We start from the raw sequence: 16050 nt of genomic DNA on the forward strand, positions 1-16050 counted from the left end.
CCCCTGATTACACGTTTTCAGCTCTGATCAACGACCGTGACTGTCGGTAAACGGCAGCAGGGCGAGATAACGGGCGCGTTTGATGGCTACAGCCAACTGACGCTGGTATCTGGCCTTGGTACCGGTTATGCGGCTAGGTACGATCTTGCCGGTTTCAGTGACATAGGCCTTCAGTGTGTTGAGATCTTTGTAATCGATCTCTTTTACATTTTCTGCAGTGAAACGGCAGAACTTTCTACGACGGAAAAAACGTGCCATGGCAGCGTCTCCTTGGAATCTGAAATTGGGACCGAAAAGAAATTACTCGTCGTCACCGTCATCGGTGTCGCGGCTTTCATTGTCAGCGTTACGATCGTCCGACTCGTTGTCGTCACGACGTTCACGGCGCTCGCCGCGATCGCCACGATCACTGCGCTCACCACGATCACCGCCGCGAGTATCTTCGGGCTTCATCATGTCGGACTGTTCGGTAACGGCTTCGTCACGACGGATAACCATGTTACGAATCACGGCATCGTTGTAACGGAAGTTCTCGGTCAGCTCATCCAGAGCCTTGGCGCTGCACTCAACGTTCATCAGGATGTAGTGAGCTTTGTGGATCTTGTCGATTGGGTAAGCCAACTGACGGCGGCCCCAGTCTTCAAGGCGGTGAATCTTGCCACCGTCTTCTTCAATCAGCTTGGTGTAACGCTCGACCATCGCGTTAACCTGCTCGCTCTGATCCGGATGAACCAGAAATACGATTTCGTAATGACGCATTGGTGCTCCTTACGGGTTGTAGCCAGCCACCCAAATGGTCTGGCAAGGAGTAGAACTCTAGTTTGGGGCGGCTATTCTAGGGAAGGCGAAGGGAAGTAGCAAGGGGAACGCGGTGCGCAACGTACGGCTGGAAGCTGGAAGGAAAAGACATTGCCGGCAGCACGTCAAGTGGTATTGATCAAGCAGCCTCGAAACCCGACGAAACCCAGGGAGTCCGGTCGGGTGTTCGATTGAACATCTAGCTCGTTTGGGTTCTTTGCCGTACGGCCTCGAACAAGCAGACTCCGGCAGCTACCGAGACGTTCAGGCTGCTCACTGCCCCGCCCATCGGGAGCTTGGCCAGGTAATCGCAATTTTCACGGGTCAAACGGCGCATACCGCTGCCCTCCGCGCCCATGACAATAACGCTGGGCACCTTGAAATCGACCTCATACAACAGCTGCTCGGCCTCGCCGGCGGCGCCCACCACCCACAACCCACGCTGCTGCAACTGCTTCAAGGTGCGCGCCAGATTCGTCACTGCCACCAGCGGAACCGTTTCAGCGGCCCCACAGGCAACCTTGCGCACGGTCGGAGACAGACTAGCTGAACGATCACGCGGAATAATCACGGCATGCGCGCCAGCTGCATCGGCGCTACGCAGGCACGCACCGAGATTATGCGGATCGGTGACGCCGTCGAGAACCAGCAGTAGCGGCACACTGTCGAGGTCATCGAGCATATGCCCAAGCATGTCTTCAGACCACAGCTGACTGGGCGTTACCACAGCGATCACACCCTGATGAACACCACCGTCAGCCAGCTTGTCGAGATCCTCTGTCGAGACATGCTGGACAGCAACCTTGTGCTGCTGCGCAAGATCCACCACCCCCTGCATCCTGGAGTCAATGCGCCCCCGCACCAGCTGTAGTTGCTTTACGCGTTTCGGCGCGTGCTGCAGCATCGCTTGTACGGCATGCAGCCCGTATACGTATTCCTTGTCACTCATTCGATTGATCTAACCTTTCTCGGGCCGAGCCTTGCGTTTGCGTGGAGGGCGAACGTTCTGCGGAGCAGGCGCAGCCTTGCTCTCGTCCTTGCTGCGACTGGACTTGCGCTCAGCCGCACGGGCAGCGCGCTTCTCCGGCGCGCGCGGCCCCTTTGCCTTGCCGCCCTTTCCGCGTCCCTTGCCGTCCCCCGCAGCAGCGCCCTTTGCCTCCTTCATCAGCTTGCTGCGCGCTGCCCGGCTCGCTTCAACATCAGCGCCACCCACCGTGGCCGGTTGATCCTTGGCCATTTCGAAGTCGATCTTGCGGTCATCCAGGTCTACCCGGGCAACCTGCACGCGAACCGAATCTCCGAGACGGAAGGTTCTACCCGAGCGCTCACCGGTAAGACGATGATGCACAGCGTCAAAATTGTAGTAATCCGCGGGCAAAGCGGTGATATGCACCAGACCCTCGACGTAGAAATCGGTCAACTCCACGAACAAGCCGAAGCCGGTGACCGCGGTGACCAGTCCGTCGAAGTTGTCTCCCACCCGGTCCTGCATGAATTCACATTTGAGCCAGCTGACCACATCGCGGGTCGCCTCATCGGCGCGCCGCTCATTCTGCGAGCACTGTTCGCCAAGTTGCTCCAACGCCTGGTGGTCGTAGGGATAGACAGCCGCTTTGGCTATAGCCGGCGCACCACTTCGCTTGACCCGGTCAGTTTTTTTGCGTGAACGAATAACACTACGAATGGCGCGATGGACCAATAGATCGGGATAGCGGCGAATCGGCGAAGTGAAGTGCGTATAGGCCTCGTAGTTCAAGCCGAAATGTCCGGCATTGTTCGGGCTGTACACAGCCTGGCTGAGCGAGCGCAGCATCACAGTCTGGATCAGCTGTGCGTCCGGGCGCCCCTGCACCTTCTGCAACACAGCGCTGTAATCCTCCGGCGTCGGGTCAGCATTCTTTCGGCTCAAGGTAATGCCCATGGATGCCAGAAACTGGCGCAGCCGCTCGATCTTTTCAGGTTTCGGCGAATCGTGAACCCGGTACAACGACGGCACTTCCAACTCCTGCATGAAGCGCGCTGTGGCAACGTTGGCGCACAGCATGCTCTCTTCCACTATCTTGTGCGCATCGTTGCGGGTAGTCGGCCGAATCTCTGCAATCTTGCGATTCTCGCCAAAGATGATTCGCGTTTCGGTTGTTTCGAAATCGATTGCCCCACGCCCCTGTCTCGCCTTGGCCAATGCCTTGTACAGGTCATACAGGTTTTTCAGATGCGGCAGTACCTCGGCGTATTCCTCGCTGAGCGCCCTGCCCTCCTTGCTCCGCGGATGCTCCAGCATCGACGAGACCTTGTTGTAGGTCAGTCGGGCATGGGAGTGGATAACCGCTTCATAGAACTGAAAGTCAGTCAGCTCGCCACTCTTCGATACGGTCATCTCGCACACCATGGCGAGACGGTCCACATTCGGCATCAGTGAACAGAGACCATTGGAGATGGCCTCTGGCAACATGGGAATCACTTCGCTTGGGAAATACACCGAAGTGCCACGTAGCTCTGCCTCCTGATCCAGGGCCGACCCGAGCGGAACGTAGTGAGACACGTCAGCGATCGCCACGTAAAGTTTCCAGCCGCCGGAGAATAATCTCCAACCACTTGCCTTGTGCGGTTCAGCGTAGATAGCGTCATCGAAGTCACGGGCATCTTCGCCGTCGATAGTGACCAGCGGCAGATGCCTGAGGTCGACGCGTTTCTGTTTATCTTTTTCTTCGACGCTATCACTGAGCTGATCAGCTTCATCCAATACAGCCTGCGGCCACACGCTCGGGATGTCGTAGCTACGCAGCGCCACTTCAACCTCGACGCCCGGCGCCATGTAATCACCAACCACCTCGATGATCTCACCCTGCGCCTGGCGATGGATCGCCGGCCACTGAGTGATGCGCACCTCGGCGTACTGACCATGCTCCGCGCCGCCATCCAGGCCCGGCGGGATCAGCACTTCCTGATTGATCTTGGCATTATCAGCCACCACATAGCCGATGCCGTTCTCGACGTAATAACGGCCTACCAGAACTTCATGGGCGCGTTCGATGACTTCCACGATCGCACCTTCATTGCGACCACGTCGATCAACGCCGGTAATCCGCGCTAGCGCTCTGTCACCATCGAACACCAGCCGCATCTGTGCTGGCCCGAGGAACAGGTCATCACCACCGTCCTCCGGCACCAGGAAACCGAAGCCGTCGCGATGACCCTGCACCCGACCACGGATCAGATCCAGCTTGTCGACCGGCGCATAAGCACCACGGCGGGTGTAGATCAGCTGGCCATCGCGCTCCATGGCCCGGAGGCGGCGGCGAAGCGCCTCAATGGCATCTTCATCGTCCAGTCCAAATTCCTGCTGTAACTGCGCGCGGGTCGCAGGCGCTCCACGCTCTTCCAGCAACTGAAGAATCAGTTCGCGGCTCGGTATCGGATTGTCATATTTCTCTGCTTCGCGCTGTGCTGCGGGATCCTGATTGATCCAATCGGTGGGTCCGGAGCCCGAACGTGAAGCATTGCCCGACAAGGAAGTCGGATCTTGGGGTTTGGTCTTTTTAGTCATAGGCACCTATTGAACCGCGAATCCGCTTCACATGCACCTGTTTCCGTCGATATACAATTATTTTTGCAAACAGGGGTTTACAGACCATTACAGGCTTCGTATTATTCGCGCCGTCAACACGACAACGGTTGGCAAGAACGAACCCAGCGTTCATCTTAGCACTCGTTGTTGATGATGCGCCCAGGTGGTGAAATTGGTAGACACGCTAGCTTCAGGTGCTAGTGGCCGCAAGGCCGTGGAAGTTCGAGTCTTCTCCTGGGCACCAATTTAAAAAAACCGGACAATGTCCGGTTTTTTTGTGCCCGCTTTTCACAGCCTGCTGCTTCAGCCTACCCAAATACGTGCCAGATCCGGGTCGAAACGTCGTCCGACCGGTTCAACCACTCTCTGCACTATAAGATCGCGCCGCCAGAAACCAAAAAACCCGCATCTCTGCGGGTTCTTTGCAACCTGACCAGACGTGCAGTCTGAACAGGATCCTGCTCAGAACATCAACTCAGAAAATCTGTCGCTGAATGATGGTTTCATGGCGATCCGGGCCGGTCGAGACCAGATCAATCGGCGCACCGACCAACTCTTCGATCCGGGCAATGTAGGCGCGTGCATTGGCTGGCAGATCGTCCAGGGACTTGATGCCGAGGGTCGACTCGCTCCAACCAGGCACATCTTCGTACACCGGCTCCAGGCCGAGATAGCTGTCAGCATCCGTCGGCGCCTCGATCACCGCTCCGTCAGCATTGCGATAGCCCACGCAGATGCGGATGGTTTCAAGCCCATCGAGCACATCAAGCTTGGTCAGGCACAGCCCGCTGATACTGTTGATCTCGATGGCGCGACGCAAAATGACCGCGTCAAACCAACCACAACGGCGGGCGCGTCCGGTTGTAGAACCGAATTCATGGCCACGCTCAGCCAGACGCGCACCGGTTGCATCAAACAGCTCGGTCGGAAACGGACCCGAGCCGACCCGAGTGGTATAGGCCTTGGTAATACCCAGTACGTAGTCCAGATATAGAGGACCAAATCCCGAGCCGGTGGCGGTGCCGCCCGCCGTCGTATTGGAGCTGGTGACATAGGGATAGGTACCGTGGTCGATATCCAGCAGCGAGCCCTGGGCGCCTTCGAACATGATGTTTGCACCTTCCCGACGCAACTCATGCAGACGCGCGGTAACGTCGGTCATCAGCGGCTTGAGCCACTCGGCATAACCCATGGCTTCGTCCAGGGTTTTCTGGAAATCAACCGGCTCGACCTTGTAATAATGTTGCAGCGCAAAGTTGTGATACTCGAGCACTTCACCCAGCTTGGCGGCAAAGCGTTCGCGGTTGAACAGATCCGCTACGCGCAGGCCACGACGCGAAACCTTGTCTTCATAGGCCGGACCGATGCCGCGACCGGTGGTGCCGATCTTGGCCTCGCCACGCGCCTTTTCACGGGCCTGATCCAGCGCCACGTGATAGGGAAGGATCAGCGGACAGGCCGGGCTGATGCGCAGGCGATCTCGCACCGGAACACCTTTTGCCTCCAGCTCGCCCAGCTCCTTCAGTAGCGCCTCGGGGGACAGCACGACGCCGTTGCCGATGAAACAGGTGACGTTTTCCCGCAGAATGCCTGACGGGATCAGGTGCAGTACGGTTTTCTCGCCATCGATGACCAGGGTGTGACCTGCGTTGTGCCCGCCCTGATAGCGCACTACGGCCGCTACCTGGTCCGTCAGCAGATCCACTATCTTGCCTTTACCCTCATCACCCCATTGGGTGCCCAGGATGACAACATTCTTACCCATGTTCAGCTCTAGCCTCGTTTGTAAGTGGCGGCCCGGCAGGCCGTATATCGAATTAAAGTTCGCTGACCTGCCAACCGCCTTCCGCATAACGCAGAATCCGGTCACAGCCGTATTCAGCAGCATCACCTTCCAGCTGTCCCGGCAACGCGACTATTACGCGCTCACCCTGGCGGCGAAGCGCAACAACTTCAGCCTGGAGACCGGCCTTGTCACTGAAAGGTGCCCAGACCCCGGCGCTGCGGCGACTGATAATCGTGCCGCGTTCAACAAGAAACTTGAGATCCGTGGAAAAGCCGGTAGCCGGTCTGGCTCTACCGAAATCCTTGCCGATATCGTCATACCGACCGCCCTGCGCGATGCTCTGGCCAACACCGGGCAGGAATGCAGCGAAAGCAACGCCTGTGTGATAGTGATAACCACGCAACTCGCCCAGATCGAAATACAAGGGGATCGCCGGATATCGCTGTTTCAGCGTTTGGGCCAGCTCAGCGAGGTCATCCAGTGCGGCCATGACCGACTCGGGAGCCCCGTCCAGCAGCACATGGGCACGTTCAAGAACTTCCATGCCGCCCGACAACTCGACCAGGCTGGACAGCATCGCGGCGATGGATGACTGCTCCAGCCCCGCTGTTATCTCCCTGACCTCGTCCACCGCCTTGCGCTGCAAGGCATTGAACAGTGCGCTCTCTACGGTCGTATCGAGTCCGGCGGCTTGCACCAGCCCTCGATAGATACCGACATGACCAATATCGAGATGGACACCCTCGACCTGACAGGCAGCCAGCGTTTCAAGCATCAAGGAGATAACTTCTATGTCGCTTGCGCAGGACGCATTGCCATACAGCTCCGCGCCGAGCTGGATCAGGCTACGGGAAGTCGACAGAGCACGTGGACGCGTATGCAATACGCTGCCGCAATAACACAGGCGGCTGACACCGTCAGCACCCAGGGTGTGGGCATCGATACGGGCGACCTGCGGCGTGATATCAGCACGGAGCCCGAGCATGCGCCCAGACAGCTGATCGGTCATTTTGAAGGTTTGCAGATCCAGATCATGCCCGGCGCCGGTAAGCAGGGATTCGAGGTATTCGATATGAGGGGTAATGACCAGGTCATAACCCCAGCTGGCAAACAGATCCAGCAATTGGCGGCGGGCGGTCTCGATGCGTGCGGCCTCTTCAGGCAGCACTTCTTCTATCCCGTCGGGCAACAGCCAACGATCAACAGTAGGCATTTTCACAACCTTATTACTTTCGCAGTGGACGCCGGTACGTGCTAGCGAAGCAGGTACAGACATGCGGTTCCGATCAACATGCTCGCCAGACCTGCAAGCCTGACCTGGCGATCAGTAAGCTGGGCAAGACTGACCAGCAGCTGCTTCCAGCGCACTGGCGCCAGAAAGGGCATCATGCCTTCAACAATGAGCATCAGACACACTGCTGTCGCAAAGCCTGACAACACACCCTGCATCCTTGATGACAGGCCTTTTCAGGCCACAACCAGCAGAGCGCTGGTCACAAAAAAGCCGGGCTGGCCCGGCTGCGCGATTGTAGCATGTTTTCAGCCAGCCACACTCGCAACATGGCGAGTGTGGCTGAGGCTGTATCAGCGGCCCTGGCCCCGCTGCAAGTACTGGAAGAACTCGCTTTCAGGATCGAGGACGAGCATGTCCGACTTATCCGAAAAGCTCTGGCGATAAGCCTGCAAACTACGATAGAAGGAATAGAACTCCTGATCCTTGTTGTAGGCGTCGGCATAGATCGAAGCAGCCTGTGCATCACCATCACCGCGAATTTCTTCAGCCTCACGGAAGGCCTCGGCAAGAATGACACGCTGCTGACGATCAGCATCTGCACGAATCCCTTCAGCCAGCTCGCGACCCTTGGCGCGGTGCTCACGGGCTTCCCGCTCACGCTCGCTACTCATCCGCTCGAACACACTGCGGTTTACCTCGCGCGGCAGATCCATGGCTTTAACCCGAACGTCCAACACCTCAATACCGAGTTCACGCTGCGCGCTGCTATTCAGCGACTCGGTAATATCCGCCATCAGCTGATCGCGTTCGCCGGAGACTACTTCATGCAGAGTACGACGGGCGACTTCGTTACGGAGCCCTGATTCGAGCTGACGAGACAGACGCTCCTCAGCCAAGGTCCGCAGCCCGGATGTGGACGTATAGTAACGCTGCACATCCGCAACCCGCCATTTGGCGTACGAATCCACCATCAGGGCTTTCTTTTCCAGGGTCAAAAAGCGCTGGGTGGCCGTATCAAGCGTCAGCAAGCGCGCATCGAATTTTTTCACATCCTGCACGAACGGCAACTTGAAGTGCAGCCCCGGCTCGAGGTCAGCCTTGACCACCTTACCGAACTGCAGCACCAGACCCCTTTCAATCTGACTGACTACAAAAAAACTGTTCCAGGCAACCACCAACACTACAAGTGCGGTAATCAGGCCAAACATCGACTTGTTAGTCATTAACGAGTCTCCCTAGCGCGCGGATCGCGTGGCGGCAACTGCACTGGCGTCCGCGTGGAAGCATCAGCCCCAGATGAATAACTGGTCGAACCCGACGACGATCCGCCAGACCCGGACCCACCCTGCTGCATCAATTTGTCCAACGGCAGGTACAACAGATTGTTGCTGCCTTCGCCACCAGATACCAGAACCTTGCTGGTATTACTCAGGACGTCCTGCATGGTGTCCAGATACAGACGCTCACGCATGACCTCCGGCGATTGCTGATACTGTCCAACCAACAGGTTGAAGCGTTCAGCCTCACCCATCGCGCGGGCTACTACTTCGTCACGATAACCGCTGGCTTCTTCCAACAGCCGCTGAGCCTGACCGCGCGCTTCGGGAATGACGCCGTTGGCATAGGATTCAGCCTGGTTACGCTCGCGGACTTCGTCTTCACGAGCCCGGATGACATCGTCGAAAGCGTCCTGCACTTCATCTGGAGCCTGAGCGCTTTCGATATTCACCTGCACGACCGTGATACCGGTATTGTACAAATCGAGATAGCGCTGAAGCCGCTCTGCAGTTTCCACCGCCATCTGCTCACGTCCTTCGGTGAGCACCTGGTGCATCGACGTGGAGCCCACCACGTGACGCAACGCACTCTCGGTGGCGTGACGCAGACTGGTTTCCGGATCCTCGTTCATCAACACGAAGTTTTCCAAATTGGAGATACGGTACTGCACCGCCAGCGGCACTTCCACGATGTTTTCATCTTCGGTCAACATCTGCCCTTGCTGGCGATACGAGCGAACCTGAGTCACGTTGCGCTGGAATTTGCGTTCAAAGGGAGGGAAATATAAATGCAGGCCCGACTCAACCGTACGGTGATAATCACCGAAACGCAGAACGATGGCCTGTTCCTGCTCGTCAACCATATACACAGCATTGAACAACCAGACAGCGAGAATGATCAGGCCAGCGACAATCCACATGCCCTTCGGGATACCGGCACCACCGCTGCCAGTTCCTTTGCCTCGATCACCACCGCCCTTTTTGCCACCGAACATCTTGTTGAGGCTATCCTGAAGCTTCTTCAATGCTTCGTCCAGATCCGGCGGACCTTGCTTGCCGCCGCGATTACCGCCCCGGTTTCCGCCACTTCCCCAGGGATCCTGGTTATTCGAATTGTTACCACCACCAGGCTCATTCCAGGCCATAGCGTTCTCCGTTGTTTGAAACGTTACGTCGCGAAGTCATGCACGCCCGACGCGGATCCGGGCAATCTTACCGCAAAAGCCGATGGCAGCGCGAACCGCTGCCAGAAGCATTATTGCAGAGTGTGTTGTTTGAGAAAGTCGTCCATCTGCCACCCCTCGCGCTTGAGCAACCGATTGAAATCGCTACGCGGAAGCCGTACTTCGAGCTGCTGACGTCCGTCCTCGGCGACACGCTCGCCGAGGACTGCCCCTGCATCGTAAAATTGCGCGCGTAACCGGGCTTCCGCATGCTCGAGCAGCAACCACTCCTGCATCATGTCTTCACCCAGTCGCTCGGCAATCGCCTGAGCGACCAGCTCAAGACCCTGTCCGCTTTGGGCGGAAATCCAGACGCGCACCGGTTTGCCCTGCTCGTCGCGCTGAATCTGCGGCTCAAAACCGTCCAACAGGTCGATCTTGTTGTAGATCTCCAGAATCGGGAGCTCCAGCGCGCCAATTTCGTTCAGAACCAGGTGGACCTGTTCAATGTGTGAGGTGCGCTCATCGTCAGCCGCATCGATCACGTGCAGCAACAGGTCGGCCTGGCTGGACTCCTCCAACGTGGCGCGGAAGGCCTCTACCAGCTTATGCGGCAAGTGCCTGATGAATCCCACCGTGTCAGCCAGAATCGCCGGACCAATCTCGGCAAGCTCGATTCGGCGCAAAGTCGGATCAAGCGTCGCAAACAGCTGGTTTGCAGCGAAAACACTGGATTCGGTGAGAACATTGAATAGGGTAGATTTACCGGCATTGGTATAACCGACCAGCGACACAACCGGAATTTCCGCACGCTGACGGGAACGGCGCGCCTGCTCTCGCTGGCTGCGAACCTTTTCAAGGCGCTGGGATATCTGCTTGATGCGTACACGCAACAAGCGTCTGTCGGTTTCAAGCTGCGTTTCACCCGGACCACGCAGACCGATACCGCCCTTCTGGCGCTCAAGGTGAGTCCAGCCCCGCACCAGGCGCGTGCTCAGGTGATCAAGCTGAGCCAGCTCTACCTGCAACTTGCCTTCATGGGTCCGCGCGCGCTGAGCAAAGATATCCAGAATCAGCCCCGTACGATCGATCACGCGACACTTCAGCTCGCGCTCAAGGTTACGTTCCTGACTGGGGGAAAGTGTGTGATTGAAGATGACCAGGTCGCCTTCATGGCTGGCGACCAGCTCGCGCAGCTCATCTACCTTGCCGGCGCCAACCAGAAATCTTGGGCTCGGCTGAAACCGGTTTACCGTGAGGAAAGCGACAATATCCGCTCCAGCAGACGCGACCAGCTCAAGAAATTCCTGCGGATCTTCCCGGCTGGACTCATCCATGCCTTCGAGATGAACGAGCACAGCTCGCTCACCCCCTTCATGGCGTTCAAAAAACAATCAGGCCTCCGCGATTATCAAGGATTGCCAGCTTCAGCCTCATCGCCTGTAGCCTGGACCGGGAGCCGCACCGGCCGTCCCGGCACCACGGTCGAAATCGCATGCTTGTAGACCATCTGGCTGACAGTGTTTTTCAAGAGAATAACGAACTGATCGAAAGACTCGATCTGTCCCTGCAGCTTGATGCCGTTTACAAGATAAATTGATACCGGAACACGTTCCTTGCGCAGAACGTTCAGGTAAGGGTCTTGTAGTGAATGCCCTTTTGACATTGCCTCACTCCTTAATGGGAACCGTTTTTTTATGAAGCCTCTGGATAATCTGTTTCAGAGGTTTCTTAAGCATTTAAATGCGTTTTTTGCCGGCCTGTCCATTATCCCTAAGACGAGCAGGCAGTATCCTTACGGAACTTCTGAATAACTGCTGCGCTCGGCCAAGCTGCGTGGAAATCCTCCTCAAAATGCTCATTTACACTGCGTAAACTGCGCGTTTTCGTCGGATTTCGTCTTGCCTGACCTTCGCTCGCTACGTTTCCAGAGGCTCCTATGGCTGCAAAACAAGGTTAGCAGAACATCTGTGAACTATATTGTGATCCGCTCCAGACGTTTCAAGGCCATTCCGAATCTTTTTGGATCCAGACTGTCGAGCCACTCGATCTCGGCCTCCCATCCGCGCAACCAGGTGAACTGACGCTTGGCCAACTGACGCGTAGCAATAACCCCACGTTCGACCATTTCCTGATAGGACAGTTTGCCTTCCAGAAAGTCCCATGCTTGCCGGTAACCTACGGCTCGCACGGACGGCATCGTCGTATCAAGATCTCCCCTCGCGTAAAGTGTTTCGACTTCCTGTACGAAACCCTGCTCAAGCATCAGAGCAAAACGCTGTGCAATACGATCATGGAGAACATGACGTTCTGCGGGTGCGATCGCCATGTGGTGCATAGTATAGGGTAATTTCTGCCCCGCGGGCGCGCCCGTTTCGGCTTTTTCTTGCGCCTGGCGGGCGTGCCAGGTGCTCAGCGGCACCCCTGAGATCAGATACACCTCATACGCGCGCTGGATGCGCTGGGGATCGTTCGGATGGATTCGTGCAGCGGCTGCTGGATCGACCTTGGCCAGCTCGGCATGGACCGCTGGCCACCCCTGCTGTAGAGCCAGACTGGTGATACGTTGCCGAACAATCGGATCAGCAGATGGCATCTGGGCCAGCCCGCCAGACAGGGCTTTGAAATACAGCATGGTGCCGCCCACCAGCAACGGAATGTGGCCACGCCTGGTGATCGCAGTCAGCAACTCGATTGCGTCATCACGAAACCTTGCCGCCGAATAGGCTTCAGCCGGATCCAGAATATCCACCAGGTGATGCGGATACGCCGCCAGGGTCGCGGCGTCCGGCTTGGCCGTGCCAATATCCATGCCGCGATACACCAGCGCAGAATCGACACTGATCAGTTCGCACGGCAAGTGATCCGCCAGATGTAAAGCGAGCTCGGTCTTGCCTGAGGCAGTGGGGCCCATCAGACAGATCACCGGCGGCAACGCCGCGTCAGGCGCCCCGTCGAGACTATCCATCAGCGGCCACGCAGGAACAGCTTGTCCAGCTCCGGCATACTCATCTGCGTCCAGGTAGGACGGCCGTGATTGCACTGGCCACTTCGCTCAGTCTGCTCCATATCGCGCAGCAAGCCGTTCATCTCGGTCAGGGTCAGGCGTCGGCTGGCGCGAATGGCTCCGTGACAGGCCATCGTCCCGAGCAGTTCATTCAGGTGCGCTTGAACGCGATCGCTGGTGCCGTATTCCATCAGATCAGCCAACACATCCCGAACCAGCTGAGGCGCATCCGCCTGTCGCAGCAGCGAGGGGATCTCACGGATCGCCAGGCTTTCCGGCCCCATGCGCTGTAACGAAAATCCGAGCCGGTTAAACCAGGCAGCATGTTCTTCGGCACAGTCCGCTTCACGCTGACTGACCGCGATCGACTCAGGGACCAGCAGCGGCTGACTGCGCAATCCCTCCTGGTCCATGGCCAGCTTGAGCCGTTCATAGGTGATGCGTTCATGGGCTGCATGCATATCGACCACGACGAGCCCCTGGGCATTTTCTGCAAGAATGTAGACGCCATGCAGCTGCGCAACGGCGTAGCCCAGCGGCGGGATATCCTGACCATCAGGCATCGCTGGCCTTGGAGACTCGGGCGCAGAGCCGTACAGACTGCCGTACGCTTCGGTCGCGCCAGCCAACGCCGTTGCCGCCGGGCGTTCGGAAAACGGCTGGGCGGGGCCGGCCGTCCAGGCAGCAGCGGGCTCGGCCAACGGCATATGCGTCTGCCCGGAAAACACGCCCGCAGATAGCCCAGAGGCAACGGGCATGGCTTCCGTCGTCTGTTCCGGTAATCCTTGGGCCTGTTCGCCGGGACGCTGGTCTGCCAACGCCCGATATAACGTGCTGAACAGAAAATCATGCACCATGCGACCGTCGCGGAAGCGCACCTCGTGCTTGGTCGGATGTACATTGACATCGACCACGGCCGGATCGACCTCCAGGAACAACACGAAAGTCGGATGACGACCGTTGAACAACACATCACGGTACGCCTGGCGAACCGCGTGGGCGACCAGCCTGTCCTTGATCATCCGACCGTTCACAAAAAAGTACTGCAAATCAGCCTGACTGCGCGAGAAGGTTGGCATGCCGACCCAGCCCCACAAACGCAGCCCGTCGCGCTCGCTATCGATATTCAGCGATTGCTCGACAAACGCAGGACCGCATACGCTGGCAACGCGCCGCCGGGCTTCCTGCTCGGTGCGCGCCGGTCGCAGCCCAAGCACGCTACGTCCGTTGTGCCGCAGATTGAAAGCCACATCAAAACGCGACAGCGCCAGCCGCTTGACGACTTCCTCAAGATGGGAGAATTCGGTCTTCTCGGTACGTAAAAATTTTCTTCGGGCCGGCGTATTGAAGAACAGATCGCGCACTTCAACGGTGGTGCCTCGCGGGTGCGCTGCAGGCTGCAGACGCGGCGCCATATCCCGCCCTTCAGTCTCAACCTGCCAGGCCTGATCAGCCCCTTCCGCGCAGGAAGTCAGACTCAGGCGCGATACCGAACTGACCGACGCCAGCGCTTCGCCGCGGAACCCTAGCGTGGCGACCCGCTCGAGATCATCCAGATCGCGGATTTTGCTGGTCGCGTGTCGTGATAACGCCAGTGGAAGATCATTCTCAATGATCCCGACCCCATCGTCACGCACGCGCAGCAGCTTGACACCGCCTTGCTCGACATCGATGTCGATGCGCAACGCCCCGGCATCAAGGCTATTCTCGAGCAGTTCCTTGATGACCGAAGCGGGACGCTCAACGACCTCGCCTGCGGCAATCTGGTTGGCCAACCGAGGGCTCAGCAACTCTATGCGGGACATCTCAGGACTCATTCTTGACCAGCACGCTACCAGCAGGGACCTTGAGTACCTGACCAACCCGGATTTCGTCGCTGCCACCCAGGCGGTTCGCCTGTTTCAGGCTCGCCAGGCTGATGTTGTAGCGCGCAGCGATCATCGTCAGGGTATCGCCACGGGTAACGGTATGTTCCCGCGGACCCTGGGCGATCTTGCCATTCGCCTTGAGCGAAGCGACGCGGGTCCCCGGTGGCGGGTTACGCAGAAAATAGTCATGAATACCGCCCTGAATGGCACGCGCCAGTGATCGCTGATGTTTGCGGGTAACCAGCTTTTGCGCTTCGCCCGGGTTGGAGATAAAGCCGGTTTCGATCAGGATGGACGGGATATCCGGTGACTTGAGCACCATGAAGCCCGCCTGTTCGACGCGACGCTTGTGCAGCGGTGTGATCTTGCCGATAGAGCCCAGAACCTGATTGCCGACATCAAGACTGGCCGACAGGGACGCCGTCATCGACAGGTCGAGCAGCACACTGGCCAGCACCTGATCCTTGTTGCCCAGACTGACGCCCCCTACCCCGCCAATCAGGTCGGAACGGTTTTCCTTGTCGGCCAGTAACCTCGCCGTTTCAGATGTCGCGCCATTGTCCGACAGGGCGAATACCGAGGCGCCGAATGCGCTGGTGCGGGTGAACGCATCAGCGTGAATCGATACGAACAGGTCGGCATTGTGCTTACGCGCAATTTCGGTGCGCTTGCGCAAGGGAATAAAATAATCACCGGTACGCACCAGCTCGGCCCGGAAGCCGGGTTCGGCATCGATCAGCGCTTTCAGGTCACTCGCGATAGCCAGCACCACATCTTTCTCCCGGGCGCCTTTATGACCCACGGCCCCCGGGTCCTCCCCTCCGTGGCCGGCGTCCACCGCGACGATAATGTCACGGTTACCGATAACACTGGCGGACCGGGTCGGCTTTTGCGGTAAGGGTGACGCCGAGGGCTCGGGTGACGTTTGCGACTGCAGCGGGTTTGGCGGCTGACCATCATCAAAGAGATCCAGCACCAGTCGATGTCCGTACTGCTGATTGGGCGGCAATGCGAAACTTTTCGCGGTAACCCTTTGTTTCAGATCAATAACGACTCGCAGATCGCTGCCGTTACGCTGAGCTGACCGCAAGCCGCTGAGCGGGGTATCCGCAAGCGGGAGCGCATCCGTCGCGGCGCTGAAATTGGCATTGGAAAGGTCAACGACAATGCGTTCCGGGCTGCTCAGGGTAAACAGTTTGTGGTCAGCCGGACCGCTCAGGTCGAATACCACGCGGGTATTGTCAGGCGCACGCCAGACCCGCACGTTCTCGATCTCCGCTGCGCTCACCGTACCTGCGACCAGCGCACACAAGGTTACCAGTGCCCAGACGGCCAGTGCCTTGCCTTGT

At 58.0% G+C, this 16050-nt stretch carries 14 protein-coding genes and 1 tRNA gene; 1 reads left to right on the forward strand and 14 read right to left on the reverse strand.

The genetic code is table 11. The features are described from left to right. Positions 1 to 27: 27 nt before the first annotated feature. The 4 genes from rpsR to rnr all read right to left on the reverse strand — a co-directional run bounded on the left by rpsR (position 28) and on the right by rnr (position 4345). Positions 28 to 258 (reverse strand): 30S ribosomal protein S18, encoded by a 231-nt coding sequence (gene rpsR / locus G3M63_RS18960; RefSeq protein WP_150299626.1) that lies wholly within the window; start codon positions 256 to 258, stop codon positions 28 to 30. A 42-nt stretch (positions 259 to 300) separates the two neighbouring features. Continuing rightward, positions 301 to 759, reverse strand: coding sequence for a 30S ribosomal protein S6 (rpsF, locus tag G3M63_RS18965; protein ID WP_150299625.1), 459 nt, complete (start codon positions 757 to 759; stop codon positions 301 to 303). A gap of 238 nt (positions 760 to 997) precedes the next feature. Continuing rightward, entirely contained in the window at positions 998 to 1747 is a 750-nt protein-coding gene (gene rlmB / locus G3M63_RS18970) for a 23S rRNA (guanosine(2251)-2'-O)-methyltransferase RlmB (RefSeq protein WP_150299624.1), read from the reverse strand. A 9-nt stretch (positions 1748 to 1756) separates the two neighbouring features. Next, positions 1757 to 4345, reverse strand: a complete 2589-nt coding sequence (rnr, locus tag G3M63_RS18975; RefSeq protein WP_163984086.1) for a ribonuclease R — start codon at positions 4343 to 4345, stop codon at positions 1757 to 1759. 178 nt (positions 4346 to 4523) lie between these two features. Here rnr and G3M63_RS18980 point away from each other — a divergent pair. After that, positions 4524 to 4610 (forward strand) — tRNA-Leu (locus G3M63_RS18980). Positions 4611 to 4841: 231 nt separating this feature from the next. On the opposite strand, the gene G3M63_RS18985 is transcribed toward G3M63_RS18980, so the two are convergent. From G3M63_RS18985 to G3M63_RS19030, 10 genes are all read right to left on the reverse strand, one after another. Beyond that, positions 4842 to 6131, reverse strand: a complete 1290-nt coding sequence (locus tag G3M63_RS18985) for an adenylosuccinate synthase (protein ID WP_163984087.1) — start codon at positions 6129 to 6131, stop codon at positions 4842 to 4844. A 52-nt stretch (positions 6132 to 6183) separates the two neighbouring features. Next, entirely contained in the window at positions 6184 to 7365 is a 1182-nt protein-coding gene (locus G3M63_RS18990; protein WP_150299621.1) for an ATP phosphoribosyltransferase regulatory subunit, read from the reverse strand. Positions 7366 to 7406: 41 nt separating this feature from the next. Next, positions 7407 to 7601, reverse strand: coding sequence for a DUF2065 domain-containing protein (locus G3M63_RS18995; protein ID WP_163984088.1), 195 nt, complete (start codon positions 7599 to 7601; stop codon positions 7407 to 7409). A 135-nt stretch (positions 7602 to 7736) separates the two neighbouring features. Continuing rightward, positions 7737 to 8609, reverse strand: a complete 873-nt coding sequence (hflC, locus tag G3M63_RS19000) for a protease modulator HflC (RefSeq protein WP_163984089.1) — start codon at positions 8607 to 8609, stop codon at positions 7737 to 7739. Further along, complete coding sequence (gene hflK / locus G3M63_RS19005) at positions 8609 to 9808, reverse strand: FtsH protease activity modulator HflK (RefSeq protein WP_150299618.1); 1200 nt, start codon at positions 9806 to 9808, stop codon at positions 8609 to 8611. The genes hflC and hflK overlap by 1 nt, the downstream gene beginning before the upstream one ends. A gap of 110 nt (positions 9809 to 9918) precedes the next feature. Then, positions 9919 to 11220, reverse strand: a complete 1302-nt coding sequence (hflX, locus tag G3M63_RS19010; protein ID WP_163984090.1) for a ribosome rescue GTPase HflX — start codon at positions 11218 to 11220, stop codon at positions 9919 to 9921. Positions 11221 to 11237: 17 nt separating this feature from the next. Beyond that, on the reverse strand, positions 11238 to 11492 hold the full coding sequence (gene hfq / locus G3M63_RS19015) for an RNA chaperone Hfq (RefSeq protein WP_150299616.1): 255 nt from the start codon (positions 11490 to 11492) through the stop codon (positions 11238 to 11240). 309 nt (positions 11493 to 11801) lie between these two features. Further along, entirely contained in the window at positions 11802 to 12794 is a 993-nt protein-coding gene (miaA, locus tag G3M63_RS19020; protein WP_163984091.1) for a tRNA (adenosine(37)-N6)-dimethylallyltransferase MiaA, read from the reverse strand. Continuing rightward, positions 12794 to 14638: a DNA mismatch repair endonuclease MutL gene (mutL, locus tag G3M63_RS19025; protein WP_256669884.1), complete on the reverse strand. Its 1845-nt coding sequence runs from the start codon at positions 14636 to 14638 to the stop codon at positions 12794 to 12796. The genes miaA and mutL overlap by 1 nt, the downstream gene beginning before the upstream one ends. Position 14639: 1 nt before the next feature. After that, on the reverse strand, positions 14640 to 16037 hold the full coding sequence (locus G3M63_RS19030; protein WP_223824972.1) for an N-acetylmuramoyl-L-alanine amidase: 1398 nt from the start codon (positions 16035 to 16037) through the stop codon (positions 14640 to 14642). Positions 16038 to 16050: the final 13 nt, after the last annotated feature.

The organism is Pseudomonas sp. OIL-1, assembly GCF_010669185.1.
Taxonomy (GTDB): domain Bacteria; phylum Pseudomonadota; class Gammaproteobacteria; order Pseudomonadales; family Pseudomonadaceae; genus Halopseudomonas; species Halopseudomonas profundi.